The sequence below is a fragment of the Echinicola soli genome (assembly GCF_006575665.1).
GTDB lineage: Bacteria > Bacteroidota > Bacteroidia > Cytophagales > Cyclobacteriaceae > Echinicola > Echinicola soli.
Genome location: NZ_CP041253.1, coordinates 1,559,335 through 1,572,316, shown reverse-complemented (window position 1 = coordinate 1,572,316; position 12,982 = coordinate 1,559,335). Strand labels below are relative to the sequence as shown.

Here is a 12,982-nt window from a genome sequence, read left to right as displayed (position 1 = left end):
CTTCTGCAAAACCCTGACAAAGCATGAAAAAAAAAACATTTATTAGCTTCCTGGCATTACTATGCCTTTTTGGAAGCGAATTATATGGACAAGTTGCTTCACCTCCCACTGCCGGAGGTTCACCTGAAGGTGCCCCGGCAGTGATCTATGGGGAGATCAACTCCTTCCATGACTATGACAGCCTGACCGTCCAGATATATGAACAATATATCTGGGACAATATGGCCCTGTTCAGGCCAATAACCTTAAAGGTACCTGTTGAGGAGGGTACCTTTATCACCGGCACCTCCCACAGACAGGTATTTTCCATTGCCACCCCACCCATTTCAAGGCCTTCACATATCAGTATCCAGTCTGAGAATGGATATTTGCTCAAGGACAACCTTGTTTTTCCCGGGGATAGTGTACGGGCGCTCTGGGACGACAAGAAGCGACAGGTCATCTTCAACGGACCCTCCGAACAATTGTTCACCGCACAATACCGGCTTTCACTGATCGACAATGCTGAAAGGTTTGGGAAGTCCAGATCTATCAATACTGCCGACCCCGAAGAGCTACTTGCAAGGGACAACAACCGTATGCTTTTGAAAGCCCACTCCGACCGGTATGGCATTCCGGTGCACATCGGCCCATTTGACTTCAAGGGCCACCTGAAAGAGCTTGAAGAAGGTTTTCGGTCCCTTTCCAAGCTGCCTGGCCTAAAATACCTGGACACCCTGTCCAACATTTCCCAAGCAGGCAGGGAGATCCTCACCGCGGATTATATTTACAGAAAATCAGCCCATGTTTTCAACCGGTTTTTCCTACTGTATTCCTATGCCGGTGATCCTTCAAGAACATCAATGGTGAACGACCTGAAGGATGTCGTTCTTGGGGATATAAAGGACCTCCGGTTGCCTGACATTAGTAAGGTGACACAACTGTATTCGGCGCATTTCGCATCCCACGAGTTCAACCGCCTTAAATCCATCGAATTGTTGGAAGGCACCTCAGCCCATCAAACGATCATGGACGACTATTCCGGAGAGCTAAGGGAACGGCTGCTCACCTATTACCTCTTCAGGGAAAGCAAAAAGATGGACAACGGCCTGGAAAGGACACTTGCTTCCCTGGAAACCATCAGGGGAGGCTGGTACAGGGAAAGGCTCCTGGAACTTGTATCAGGACTACAGACGGGTACCGAGCTGCCTTCCTTTACGCTGATGGACACTTCCGGCAGGGAGTTCAACCTTGACAGCCTTAAGGGAAAGACCCTCCTGTTGGATTTCTGGTACACCGGGTGCAAGGCATGCATTTCCTACCATAGGAACACCCTTTCCAAACTGGAGGAACATTTCGGTGGAAACCCTGATGTTGTGCTGGTCTCCATAAGCACGGATCCCGGCAAACAACGCTGGGACAAGAGCCGAAGCCAGGGGAAATACACCTCCGACAAGCTCCTGAACCTCTGCACCCTGGGTACCGACCACCCATTGGTCAAGCACTTCAACGTTTTCAGCTATCCCCACCAGGTACTGGTGGGAAAGGACCATCGGGTCTACCGTACGGGGGGCATTCCCAAGGATCCCGACGCATTGATCACGATAATTGAGCGGATTGCCAATGGTTCCCAAAAAGACACACTTACCACTATTGAACGCTAAAAACATGAAGAAACTGTTACTATGTATATGGTTGTTGATTTCCATCCATGAGTCCCATGGGCAGGATGGCCAATACCGGCTCCACGGCCGGATTAAAGATGCCGTTACAGGCTCTGCCCTACCCGGGGCCACCGTACAGGTCAAGGGCACGCAAACCGGCACAGCAAGTGACGCAGAGGGTTTTTTCACTATTTCGGGGACGGGCCTTTCCACCCTTACCTTTAGTTTTGTCGGTTACCGCAAACAAGAGCTGGAAGTGGACTTTGACAGTGCACCCGAACAGGTGGAAATCCTACTTATGCCAGGGGAACGGGACCTGGAAGGCGTCGAGGTAGTATCCACTGGCTATCGGCAACTCCCCTTGGAGCGGGCAACAGGTTCCTTTGTTGCCCTGGATGAAGAGCTGGTCAACAGGAAGGTCAGCACCAACCTGATCGACAGGCTGGAGGATGTCACCCCCGGTCTGGTATTCAACAGGTCGGCCGCAGAGGGCGACCCTATCAGCATCAGGGGAAGATCGACCCTTTTTGCCGAAACCCATCCCCTGGTGGTCATCGATAACTTTCCCTATGACGGTCCACTGGAGAATATCAATCCCAATGACGTGGAGAGCATCACCGTTCTCAGGGATGCCGCAGCGGCTTCCATCTGGGGGGCACAGGCAGGAAATGGTGTTATTGTGATCACGACCAAGCAGGGACGCAAGGGCACGCCCCGCATCTCACTGAATGCCAATGTTACGGTTGCCCAACAACCTGACCCGTTCTACCGTCCGCGCATTGCCTCTGCAGATATGGTCGATATTGAGCAAAGGCTGTTCGGAGAGGGCTATTATGGACGGTATGAACTTTCCTCGAACCAAACTCCCCTTTCCCCGGCGGTGGAGGCCCTGATCGCCCACAGGGACGGAAAAATATCCGATGGGGAGCTGGAGGAAAAGCTCGGTACCCTCTCCCTTCATGACAGCAGATCAGACCTGGAAAGGCACTATTACAGGCCTGAAATCCGACAGCAGTACTCCCTGGGGATACGTGGGGGATCGGAAGGTTACCGCTACGCATTCTCCGCCGGATATGACCGCAACAGGGCCAACATCCGCGGGAACAGTGAGAGCCGGCTGACCCTTATGGCCAAAAACAGCTGGCGGCTTTTTGACGACAGGCTGGAGATCATGGCCGGGATCTCCCATATACGGACCATGGACATTACCGGCACGGAACTTCCTTCGGTATATCCCTATGAGGCCCTTGGGGATAACAACGGAGTGCCCCTCCCAGTCATCAGGGGATACAGCAGCCGGTTCATCTCCTCGGTCCGGGATGACGGTCTGCTCGATTGGCGGTATTACCCGTTGCAGGAGATCGGCCTCCTTGACGGCAGGGACAGGTTTATGGACCTGAGACTCAACTCAAGGGCCAGCTACCGGATATTGCCCGGGCTAAAGGCCTCTCTTCTCCACCAATACTGGCAAGGGGACCAAACGGATTATTTTCGCTATCCCCGGAAAACCTTCCATGTCCGTGACCTTGTCAACCAGTTCACCCAAGTGGACGGGGACGGCACGCGCTCATTCCCCGTCCCCAAGGGTGACATCCTGGATTGGGGGATAACCGAAAACCGCAGCCACCACTTCAGGGGCCAGCTGGATTATGCAAGGACGTTCGGGGAACATGAATTCTCTGCCCTCGCCGGTTTCGAGGCCAAGGACCTGTCCTCCAACGGAAGGTCCGCCCGTTACTATGGTTATGATGATGCCCTGGGGATCAGCCAACCGGTTGATTACGGCACACGTTACCGGACCTATTACAATCCCGGAAGGCTTTCCAATATCCTTTCCGGGGAAGCCATCTCCGGAAAGACGGACAGGTTTGTTTCCTATTATCTCAACCTGGGCTATCACTTCAGGGACAGGTTTGGCCTTTCGCTCAGTGCCCGGAAGGATGCGTCCAACCTCTTCGGGGTAGATGCCAACCAAAAAGGGGTTCCCCTGTGGTCTGTGGGGACCAGCTGGACGGTCAGCGAGGAAGGTTTTATGGACGGCACAGCCATGGATTACCTCAAGGTAAGGCTCAGCTATGGTTACAACGGGAACATTGACCGATCGGTCACCGCCTATACCACAGCGCGCTACCGGGGCGGCAACCTCAACAGGATAACCGGGCTCCCCATGGCACAGATCATCAATCCCCCCAACCCCGACCTGTCATGGGAGAGGATCGGTATCCTTAACCTGGGACTTGACTTTGAACTGTGGGAAGGAAGGCTCTCCGGTACTGTTGAGGCCTACCGTAAGGAGGGAACCGACCTGATCGGGGACTCCCCCGTAGGGGCCTCCAGTGGGTTTCTGGACTTCAGGGGAAACTTTGCCGATACCCGTACCCATGGCATGGACCTGGAGCTCAGGTCCCAAAACCTCACCGGGGACACCTTCCGTTGGTCGACCAACCTGATGGTGAGCACGGTATCCGAAAAGGTCACACGTTACGGCTACCAGAGCAATGTTTCCACCTATCTTCGCTACGGTGACGGTGGCGGGCCAGCTACCCCGATGGAGGGAAGGCCGCTCTACGCCATTTACAGCTACCCCTGGGCCGGACTGGACCCGGATATGGGCGCGCCGCTGGGCTATGTAAACGGCGAAAAAAGTGACGATTACGCATCAATCACCGGGAACGCCACGATGGAAACGGTCAACTACCATGGCTCGGCCCGGCCAACCCTGTTTGGGGCACTGAGGAACGATATTGCCTATGGCAACCTTTCCCTTTCGGTCAACATTTCTTTCCGCTCCGGTTACCATTACCGACGGAATTCGGTGGATTACAACGAACTGTTGCGTGGCAATGTCACCCATGCAGATTATGGCATTCGGTGGAAGCGCCCAGGTGACGAGGTCATGACACATATCCCATCACTTCCGGACGGACTAGACACCGATCGCGACAATTTCTACCGATATGCAGGGATCCTGGTGGAGAAGGGGGACCATATCCGGCTACAGGATATCAGGCTGGGCTACCGCCCCCAGGGCTTGCCCCTCAAGAATACAGAAATCTATGTTTATGCCAACAACTTGGGCATCATCTGGAAGGCGGCCAAGGACGACCCTCTTGACCCGGATTACAGGAGTGCAAAACCTCTGGGGAGTATTTCCCTGGGAATCCGTGTTGATTTGTAAAACCTCAAACGAGCAGCCCTGCCCACTTATTTATATGTTCAACCGTAAATAAAATCTACCTAATTGCATTAAGGGGAAGAATGGGCAGTGGCTGCTTTTAAATCTACAGAAATCCGTTGGGCAAATCATTTGCTTACCGCAACACAGTACCACAAAGTCCCTTACCGCTACTTTCTTCATATGTAAACCATACATCATCACACTGGCGGGAAATGTTTCCAGACGGGAAACCGGGACTTTCCCTGTTTACCAATGGCCGTAGCTTGATTCAATATAACGACCGACAATTGCTGCAAACCGAACATACCATGAAAAACAACAACATTTTCCATTCCATCACCATGATCATAAGTTTGACCGTCCTCCTGTCCTCATGTGAGGAATTCCTGGAGGCCAAGCCCGAAAAGTCCATTGTAACCCCGACAACCCTGGAAGATTTCAGGGCAGTGCTGGACAATGTTGTCACCGCCCTCAACTTTACGCCCGCACTCGGGGTGATTTCCGGGGACGACACCTTTCTGGACGATGAGGGCTTCACCGGCCTTTCCCTTTGGCAAAAAAACTGCTACCTCTGGCAAAGGCCGGTATTTGACCAGACAATGGTCTTATCTGACTGGTCCAGTTGTTACGAGGGCATACTATATGCGAATGTTGTCCTTGAAGGGATAGCAAAAACAGGTGGGGGCTTACCGGAATATTCCACGCTCAGGGGCGAAGCCCTTTTCCACAGGGCCTTTGCCTATTTCCAGCTCCTACAGTTCTTCGCTCCGGCCTATGATCCAGCTGGGGACAATCTCGGGCCTGCCGTGCCCTTGCGCCTTTCCCCCGCGGTACATCAGGACCTGGAACGGGCCAGTGTGTCCGATTGCTACGCGCAGATGGTCACGGACCTTGGGGATGCCGCTGCCTTATTGGAAGACAGGTCCTCTCCTGCCAGCAGGCCATCACGTCAGGCGGCCCTTGCCTTGCTTTCACGGATACACCTGGTAATGGGCAATTACGATAAGGCCAGGGAAGAGGCAAGAAATGCCCTTAATATTTACGATCGGCTGTTGGATTACAGTTCCCTGGACCTGGATGGCGGGAACCCGTTCTCCGAGTTCAACGACGAGGTCATCTTTTATGCCAGAATGTTGGATTACGGATACTTCGACAGCCAGGTGCACAGGGTGGACACCTTGCTCTACAATGCCTATGACGAGGATGACCTCAGGAAACGCGCATTCTTTTCTGTCCGCGAATTGGGAAACATCAACTTCACGGGCAGTTACACGGGCAGCAACGATTATTTCAGCGGCCTTGCCGTCCCCGAGCTGTTGCTCACCATTGCCGAGACCAGCGTAAGGATGGGTGACCCCGCAGGGGCAGAAAGGGCATTGGGGACCCTTTTAAAATCAAGGTACAGGCCGGGGGCTATTGTTCCCAGTGGCCTTGAAGGACTAGGTACCCGGGAAATGCTACAGAAGGTCCTTTCCGAAAGAAGAAAGGAAATGGTCCTTAGGGGCATGAGGTGGTCCGATCTGAAAAGGTTGAACAAGGATCCTGCCACTGCAAAGGTCCTTGAAAAAAAGATTGAAGGGAAAATATACCGTCTGGAGCCGGACGATGAAAAATATGTCCTGCCGATTCCCCCAAGGGAAACGGAACTGGACGGGATCTAAAAAAAGGACAGCCAACCGTTGGCTGTCCCTTTCCCACAGCGTTTAAGGGTTCAGGTCAATCCTTCCCTCTTGAAATGGATCATCCAGATCCTCCGAGGCATACGTACAGACCTCTTGGGGTTCCTGGTCACAGGAATATTCGACTCCTGACAGGTCGGTCCATTCTTCGGTATCCTCATCGTAATGATAAGGTCCCTGTACTACCGGCTGCGTAAAGGCGAACGCAGCTATCATGGCGAGGAGAAAAACCCCGCCTTTTACTAAATTTAACATACTATTTTTCATAGTTTTATGGTTTAAGTATTACAAATGGATCCGGGCGCTTCGATCGTTCTGTTACGCTTGACAATCTTTTGAGAGGAGCGTCCGGTTTTCTCCCCTACCGGTGCCAGGCAGGAACCTTGTACCTTCACTGGCCGTACATATCTTGTTTACTATAGAAAACGTCTTCCGAAAACATTGCCCATTTGGCAGCTCCCAGTGACGGTGGCATTCTTTCAAACCACATCAATTACTTCAATCCTTCAATGGACTGCCTCGCGGCAGGTGTTCTGCACTTTGCCAACCAAAAGCCAATCAAAGACACGATGGCCAGGTTGACCACCAAGTGCAGTTCCCAGCCCATACCGGAGAACACCCCGCCACAACTACAGGGAACACGGTCGAACACCTGCATGATGACAAGTCCCAAATACAGGGAAAAGCCCACCATCATCAAAAGGGAAAACCACATGCCCTTTGCCCGCCACCGGTTGGAAAGCAATATGCCCCCCACCGCTATTTCCAGCAGTGGAAGCCCCCACAGTAGCCCCTCGGCCATCCAGACCGGAAAGACCTGGTTATACAGTGCTGCCCTGGTACCCTCCCAATCGTAAACCTTGCTTGTGGCCGTATAAACAAACAACAGGCTCACCAATATCGGGATACTCTCCTTTGTGATCGTTTTATAGCTGTTCATGTTCCCTTGCTTAAAGCTCCAGGGACGGCCCCGATCAAAGGTCCTTTCCATAAGATCGGCCGTCCAATCTCTTTCGGTTTGGTCGTCCAAAATGTTTTCCTTTCATGAAATTAACCTTTATGCCCAAAGCACGGAAATTATACCAAACTGATTAACAACCACTTACCACATAAACCAAATTTCAACCCTCTACGGTAAACCATCTGTTTTTATCCTTTGTTGCCTTGAAGGTTGTTGCCACAGCTGTTATCTTAACTACCCGATACTGCTTTTTTGCCCAAGGCATGTTTTACATTCTTTTAACTAACTGTTTGACGATATGGGTAGAATATTGACTACGGAAATGCTGAGAGAGTCCTTTGGCCACTTGGCAAGGATTAACCCAAAGGTATACCGCGATATGCAGCCCTATTTTAGGATCCAGACCTATCAAAAGGGGGAAATCATCCGGGAAAGGGATGTTGAGGAATCCTATGTGCACTATGTACACACCGGTACGATGGCCCAACTATATCCTGCCAAACGGGGAAGGGACTACAGGGTAAGGATCTTTACAGAAGGCTCGGTGGCCGCGGACCTGTATGCCTATTTCGAAAAAGGGCCATCCCCCTTTTACCTGAGGGCCATCAGCTATGTTTCCTGCTTTTCGCTCAAAAATGATGCGGAAGCTGCCCTGCTCCATGAAATGCCCGAGATCAGCCGTTTGAGTACCTTCGTGAACAGGCAGCTCTTGGAGGAGACGCACAAATACCTGAGGTGCTTCCAGCTCCCCCTGCGGCAGGGATTCGCCTTTTTCTGGGAAAATTACAGGGAAGAGCGCAAATTCCTTTCCCGGAAGGACCTGGCATTTCTCTTCAACACCAGTTCGGCCAGCATCAAAAAGCTAATGGACAACCTGCCCTAGCTACGGTCGTCCCGGTCCATAAAAAAGATCCCGTATTCTGCCAGTTCCCTTTTGGCCTTTGCCAACTCCTCTGCCAGTACCGTTGCTGCCGTTTGTATGGTGGTTTTCTGCAAAATGAATACGGCCTGCATCCTTTCCACTCCACCTGCCCTATGGGCAAGCGGGTGCATGTCCAAAAGTCTACGGAGAAGGTAGGCAAGTTCAAACCCCAGCTGCTCTTCATGGTGGGCCAAAACCACGGTGGCCTTCTTGTTCCAGGATCCCACCAGCTTGGCGATGGGAGTTGTCCTGAAAATGGTATCTGCCGTGGTATCGGGCATTTCCCTGGATGCCCGAACGATTTTCCCAAAGGCCATAAGGGGATACAGCTTGGCACCTTTCCGTACCTTGAACCGCAGCAACTCCTCTTTCTCAAGGATTCCGTCGCCACTACCGGCAATTACGTATTCAAACACTCCGGCATTGTAGCCCCTAAAGGAAAAATCAAGCCCCCTGTAACGTTGGCGGACGAAGCGTTGTATTTCCCCCTTACCCATATGCATATTCCTCTTTATCAAGTACAAGCCCCGTTCCCTGAACGTTTCCAACAGACAGCCTATACTGGTCTTTCCACATCGCGGGAATTTCTCCATTTGCTTGACGGTAATAAAGGACAATACCTTGACCAGGTCCGCAAGTGGGAAGTCCTCTTTCCATTTCCTTTTGGGAAGGCCCAGATAAAAACAATAATGGGACTCGAGCAGTGCGGTGAACAGGTCGCACAGACGGCTATGGAACATCCCAGGTATATGGTCATCCATAAACCTCCTGTAGGAAAGGTCCCAATAGGCGGAAAGGCCACTGGGAATGGTTTTCCTGTTGTTCAGGTTGATTTCAGCTCCGGGCCATACTCCCGCGCCCTGGTCAAAGAGGTTGGAAAGCACTCGGTAGGGCCCAGCCGGGCCGTGGGCAATGAATCCAGTTCAAGATGGAACCGCTCACTCCCCAACCAGGGCCTGGTACAGTAGTGGAACGGGTCATCCAATCTTGTCCCGTAAATAAACCTGTCATTACGGTACCCCGTGAAATAAAAGGTCTTGTTTTCCAGGTGGGCGTTGAAATGTTCGATCAATGAACGGGGGTTGCCGGGAAATCCCCTTACCTTATGTTCCTGCATATCTTTTGGCGTTGTTTTATTCCAATATACCATGGAGAGTGTACCCTGAAAAGCTGAGGTAACATTGCATTTCCTGATTTACCAAATAGGCTTGGATCAGGCCTTATCGGGTAAGTCAAATGGAATAACGGCCCGGCAATTTGTGTCACTTCGCCCACATGATTAGGTTAGCGACAAGTCTTGCCCGGGCATTCATTTTTGGACAAAAACATACTCCTTTCGAACCGGCCCTGACAGCTAGGCTATCTTTTTAACAAAACGGAGAATATAACATGAAGGAAGCTGCACACAGGGATTTGAAAGGCTCCCATGAAGCCCAGACCACAAACCCATTTACAAAAATAACACGAATTGCTGTCAGGAAATGGACCGAAGAAAGAGGCTTGTTCCTTTCCGACCGTGAGCGAAATCGTGCCTATGATCAAAACCAGGAAGATTTTGCTGCATATGCCTATCCACATGCCAACAAGGAAGAACTTTTCCATATCTCCAAGCTCTTCCTGGTATTGTTCTGTTTGGACGACCGTGCCGATGGGCTTGGGGCTGGGGAAAGGACGGAATTCTGGAATAACCATCTTGCCGACTTCAAAAAGATCCGTTCAGGTAAATTATCACCGGACAATGCAGTTGGCAGGGTTTTCAAGGACCTTCATTGGTATTGGTTCCGCGACAGGGCGAGGAGGTTTAACAGGGGGCTTAAACTGGTACGGCAGGTGGAGAAATTTATAACCTCCGGACTCTGGGAGGCTGCCAACCTGGAAAGGAACAATCCTCCTTCTCTTTTGGCCTATCGCAAACGGTTAAAGCACTGTTCGGGTTCGGGGATTGCCCTGGAACTGCTTACCTATATCAGTTCACTTGGATTTACAATGGAAACGTATGAAAGCCCAGCCTTTCTGGACCTAAAGAGAACTGCGGTCAGGCTGATCTGCCTGTCAAATGACCTGGATTCCCACTACAAAGAGGCACTGTCCGGGGACTTTCATAATCTTGTCCTGCTCAAAAAGCATTACTACCACATCGGCCTGGAGGAGTGTATCGATCGGGTAAGGAAAGAATATGGTTTTGTCAGGGAGGTATACCGGCGACAGGTATATCACTTTCTGTCTACCGGACCCGGCAGTTTCCAGGAAAAGCAGCAACTGGTTGGCCACCTCCATGAAATGCTGAATGGACTGGAAACATGGGCAAGAAAGGTCACCTCAAGGTATAGGGAATAGTTCCTTACCCCACTATTGGAATACATCCCACCCATAGTAAGACCATTCACATGAAATCGACAATTGTTGTCCTGTCCCATATTTCCGGGCCATGCCCCAAAAACCGATTATTGGTAATATTTCTCCACCGTCATCCACCAATCCGGGGAAGCGATCAGGTCACGGAACCTATCATTGATGGCATTGGTGTCCGGAGATTCAAAGGTATAGACCTGGTCGTCCCCCATTCCCAACCATCCCCTGTTGAGTTGGAAATCCTCATGGCCGGGATCGTTGATGCTATCAAAAAACAGCCTGTACCCATGGGTGCCACCGACATCTTCGGGAGGACATTTCCCTTCAGGCACAGGGGCATGCCTCAAAAAACCTTCCGGTCATTTTTGGTCAACTTCTTGAACTTTACAGTGTGCAGCCAAAGGTCCCCGAAATCATAAAGATAGAAAAATGATTTGGCTAGTCTGTCCACCAAAAAATCGGGCAACAGGTGTACTTCATTAAGCGGGGTCTCATTGAAATGGCCATATTCCAGGTCATATTCAGGAACCAGTGAGGCATTTATCCCCGGACGTTCTTCCCGGTCCATAAATTGGGCAAGGTGTATGTTCTCCCAGTCCATAGCAATCTGCACAATATAGTGCAATTGCATCATGTTGATATTTGCCGGCACCAACAAGGTCCTTTCCACTGAACAGGGCATTTCCAGAAGTTGTACATGTAGTTTTTAGTGGATCGGTATAAATCCAGCTGTGGCGGTATTGTTTGGGATTTCTTGGTGGTTGGTCATTCAGGAGCTACGCTTGTAGCTTTGAAACCTGTTCCTTTTGGCACTCCGTCCGGAACGGGTATTGACAGGATGTAAATTAACCGCTTTCGGGGGTGGGATTTCAACTTTTTCAAGGAGGGGATTTTCCAGAGAAACAGGCCGCATTCCTTCCTGACAAAAAAGGGTTATTGATTTATAAGAACACCTGTGCCAAGGGGCCTCCACTCTTTATATTTATCTGACAACCATGCCGTCCCTGCTGCTACCTTATCCATTGCAGGTCATGGTACTTTTCTTCCATCCTGTCCCAAAACCCATTGCTCCAGTCCATGATCACCGCAGGTTGCCACCCTTTTGGAAAATCCCGCAGGACGGCATCCACCATTTTCCCTCCGTTTCCCTTGACAGGTGAATTGATATCGTTAAAATCAACAGTCCTGTAATCGGTATCGTAGAAAAGCTCTATACCGATTGCCGAAGGATGGTTCATTTGGGTAACGGGTACCTTTGGACGTTTTGGATAATTTTCACTGGATGCGGCCAATGTTTCGTCACAGATCCTGATAAAGTTTATAAATTCTAGTTGGGCAAGGTTAACGACCATCCTTACTACCTGCGGGTGGAGTTCCTTTACCCTGCTTACTGTCCAGACCTGGGTACCGGTTTCGTTGAAGGGTGAAAATATCTTTTGGAACGCCTTACGTTCTATCCAATTATTGCCAGAAAGCTGTTCCATGTTATGTGATCCTTTATTATAAAACAAGTTGGTTTGCCCATTTAAATATAGGCAGGAGAAACCAAATATGGTATCCATCATTTGGAAAGGTATCCTTCACCGGGCATCCTTCCCTCTTGGATGCCATTTTATCACGGCGAAAGGTACCAGGCAAGGGTGCTGACATAAGGAAGCATTTACCTGCCCTTGTCCGGTTCCATGAGCTGGATACCTTTGCATTCCGGCGGGAGGATAGCGGGAACCGGCTTTCCGTTTTTCAAGTATTAACGTCCAATGCCGGAAGCAATCCTTTACTTTTCCATGTTTTCAAAAGTAGTGGTTTGATTTCACACCGGATAAAACCCTACATGCGACTCCGGAGCGTTCATCCCCTTGCCACTCCGGCAGCAAGGGGCAAGATCGGATTGGCGTCAGACAATCCTACATCTTGCTGGCCGCCGGATCGCGGCCCCGGATTAGGGCAAAGTGCCCCCCGTTTTACTTGGTTGGGTTTGCTTGTTATGAAAGGATGGGGTTAATTTTCAAGGTTCCACACCCACTGGTCCGCGGCCATCACCCAGTCGCGCAATGGGCTTCCAGACTCACTCTTCCAGTCCAGCCCCTGGTAGTAAAAGTAGAATACTTCCGCTTCGGATTCGGGGATGTTCATGTACCGGAAATAGGCCTTCACCTCTTCAATGGATGGAGGAATATTACCGGTAAAATTCGGATGTTCTTGTTGGTCTTTCATGATCAATTTACATTGGTTCTGTAGCCCAAATGT

12 protein-coding genes and 1 pseudogene are annotated in these 12,982 nt (G+C 50.8%); 5 read left to right on the top strand and 8 right to left on the bottom strand.

What is annotated here, in order from left to right; translation table 11 throughout:
* Positions 1 to 23 precede the first annotated feature (23 nt).
* The 3 genes from FKX85_RS06600 to FKX85_RS06590 all read left to right on the top strand — a co-directional run bounded on the left by FKX85_RS06600 (position 24) and on the right by FKX85_RS06590 (position 6,482).
* Positions 24 to 1,643, top strand: coding sequence for a TlpA family protein disulfide reductase (locus tag FKX85_RS06600; protein WP_141613976.1), 1,620 nt, complete (start codon positions 24 to 26; stop codon positions 1,641 to 1,643).
* A 4-nt stretch (positions 1,644 to 1,647) separates the two neighbouring features.
* The gene (locus FKX85_RS06595; protein WP_168196225.1) at positions 1,648 to 4,821 is read left to right on the top strand and encodes a SusC/RagA family TonB-linked outer membrane protein; all 3,174 of its coding nucleotides are present in this window, start codon (positions 1,648 to 1,650) and stop codon (positions 4,819 to 4,821) included.
* A 308-nt stretch (positions 4,822 to 5,129) separates the two neighbouring features.
* On the top strand, positions 5,130 to 6,482 hold the full coding sequence (locus FKX85_RS06590; protein WP_168196224.1) for a RagB/SusD family nutrient uptake outer membrane protein: 1,353 nt from the start codon (positions 5,130 to 5,132) through the stop codon (positions 6,480 to 6,482).
* A 42-nt stretch (positions 6,483 to 6,524) separates the two neighbouring features.
* Here FKX85_RS06590 and FKX85_RS06585 read toward each other — a convergent pair whose 3' ends face one another.
* Together FKX85_RS06585 and FKX85_RS06580 are read right to left on the bottom strand one after the other, a co-directional pair.
* Positions 6,525 to 6,767 (bottom strand): hypothetical protein, encoded by a 243-nt coding sequence (locus FKX85_RS06585; protein WP_141613973.1) that lies wholly within the window; start codon positions 6,765 to 6,767, stop codon positions 6,525 to 6,527.
* Between the two features lie 226 nt (positions 6,768 to 6,993).
* Entirely contained in the window at positions 6,994 to 7,440 is a 447-nt protein-coding gene (locus FKX85_RS06580) for a MauE/DoxX family redox-associated membrane protein (protein WP_141613972.1), read from the bottom strand.
* Between the two features lie 319 nt (positions 7,441 to 7,759).
* Here FKX85_RS06580 and FKX85_RS06575 point away from each other — a divergent pair, with 319 nt between their 5' ends.
* A complete protein-coding gene (locus tag FKX85_RS06575) occupies positions 7,760 to 8,344 on the top strand; it encodes a Crp/Fnr family transcriptional regulator (protein WP_141613971.1) in 585 nt (194 codons plus the stop codon).
* Here the strand turns inward: FKX85_RS06575 and FKX85_RS06570 are convergent.
* Positions 8,341 to 9,267 (bottom strand): hypothetical protein, encoded by a 927-nt coding sequence (locus FKX85_RS06570; RefSeq protein WP_141613970.1) that lies wholly within the window; start codon positions 9,265 to 9,267, stop codon positions 8,341 to 8,343. The two genes, FKX85_RS06575 and FKX85_RS06570, sit on opposite strands and share 4 nt — an antisense overlap.
* On the bottom strand, positions 9,207 to 9,500 hold the full coding sequence (locus tag FKX85_RS06565) for a hypothetical protein (protein WP_141613969.1): 294 nt from the start codon (positions 9,498 to 9,500) through the stop codon (positions 9,207 to 9,209). Before FKX85_RS06565 ends, FKX85_RS06570 begins: the two co-directional genes overlap by 61 nt.
* A 272-nt stretch (positions 9,501 to 9,772) precedes the next feature.
* Here FKX85_RS06565 and FKX85_RS06560 point away from each other — a divergent pair, with 272 nt between their 5' ends.
* The gene (locus tag FKX85_RS06560) at positions 9,773 to 10,720 is read left to right on the top strand and encodes a terpene synthase family protein (protein WP_141613968.1); all 948 of its coding nucleotides are present in this window, start codon (positions 9,773 to 9,775) and stop codon (positions 10,718 to 10,720) included.
* Positions 10,721 to 10,827: 107 nt separating this feature from the next.
* Here the strand turns inward: FKX85_RS06560 and FKX85_RS21730 are convergent, their stop codons facing one another.
* From FKX85_RS21730 to FKX85_RS06540, 4 genes and pseudogenes are all read right to left on the bottom strand, one after another.
* Entirely contained in the window at positions 10,828 to 11,082 is a 255-nt protein-coding gene (locus tag FKX85_RS21730) for a plasmid pRiA4b ORF-3 family protein (protein ID WP_141613967.1), read from the bottom strand.
* Positions 11,079 to 11,429, bottom strand: a pseudogene (locus FKX85_RS21725) (IS1096 element passenger TnpR family protein); the annotation flags it as partial. The pseudogene FKX85_RS21725 and the gene FKX85_RS21730, both read right to left, overlap by 4 nt.
* A gap of 316 nt (positions 11,430 to 11,745) precedes the next feature.
* Positions 11,746 to 12,219, bottom strand: coding sequence for a hypothetical protein (locus FKX85_RS06545; protein ID WP_141613965.1), 474 nt, complete (start codon positions 12,217 to 12,219; stop codon positions 11,746 to 11,748).
* 514 nt (positions 12,220 to 12,733) lie between these two features.
* Positions 12,734 to 12,949, bottom strand: coding sequence for a hypothetical protein (locus tag FKX85_RS06540; RefSeq protein WP_141613964.1), 216 nt, complete (start codon positions 12,947 to 12,949; stop codon positions 12,734 to 12,736).
* Between the last annotated feature and the right edge of the window lie 33 nt (positions 12,950 to 12,982).

Coding starts and splice junctions, on each gene's coding strand:
- FKX85_RS06600 (WP_141613976.1), top strand. CDS start 24: ATGAAAAAAAAAACATTTATTAGCTTCCTGGCATTACTATGCCTTTTT.
- FKX85_RS06595 (WP_168196225.1), top strand. CDS start 1,648: ATGAAGAAACTGTTACTATGTATATGGTTGTTGATTTCCATCCATGAG.
- FKX85_RS06590 (WP_168196224.1), top strand. CDS start 5,130: ATGAAAAACAACAACATTTTCCATTCCATCACCATGATCATAAGTTTG.
- FKX85_RS06585 (WP_141613973.1), bottom strand. CDS start 6,767: ATGAAAAATAGTATGTTAAATTTAGTAAAAGGCGGGGTTTTTCTCCTC.
- FKX85_RS06580 (WP_141613972.1), bottom strand. CDS start 7,440: ATGAACAGCTATAAAACGATCACAAAGGAGAGTATCCCGATATTGGTG.
- FKX85_RS06575 (WP_141613971.1), top strand. CDS start 7,760: ATGGGTAGAATATTGACTACGGAAATGCTGAGAGAGTCCTTTGGCCAC.
- FKX85_RS06565 (WP_141613969.1), bottom strand. CDS start 9,500: ATGCAGGAACATAAGGTAAGGGGATTTCCCGGCAACCCCCGTTCATTG.
- FKX85_RS06560 (WP_141613968.1), top strand. CDS start 9,773: ATGAAGGAAGCTGCACACAGGGATTTGAAAGGCTCCCATGAAGCCCAG.
- FKX85_RS06545 (WP_141613965.1), bottom strand. CDS start 12,219: ATGGAACAGCTTTCTGGCAATAATTGGATAGAACGTAAGGCGTTCCAA.
- FKX85_RS06540 (WP_141613964.1), bottom strand. CDS start 12,949: ATGAAAGACCAACAAGAACATCCGAATTTTACCGGTAATATTCCTCCA.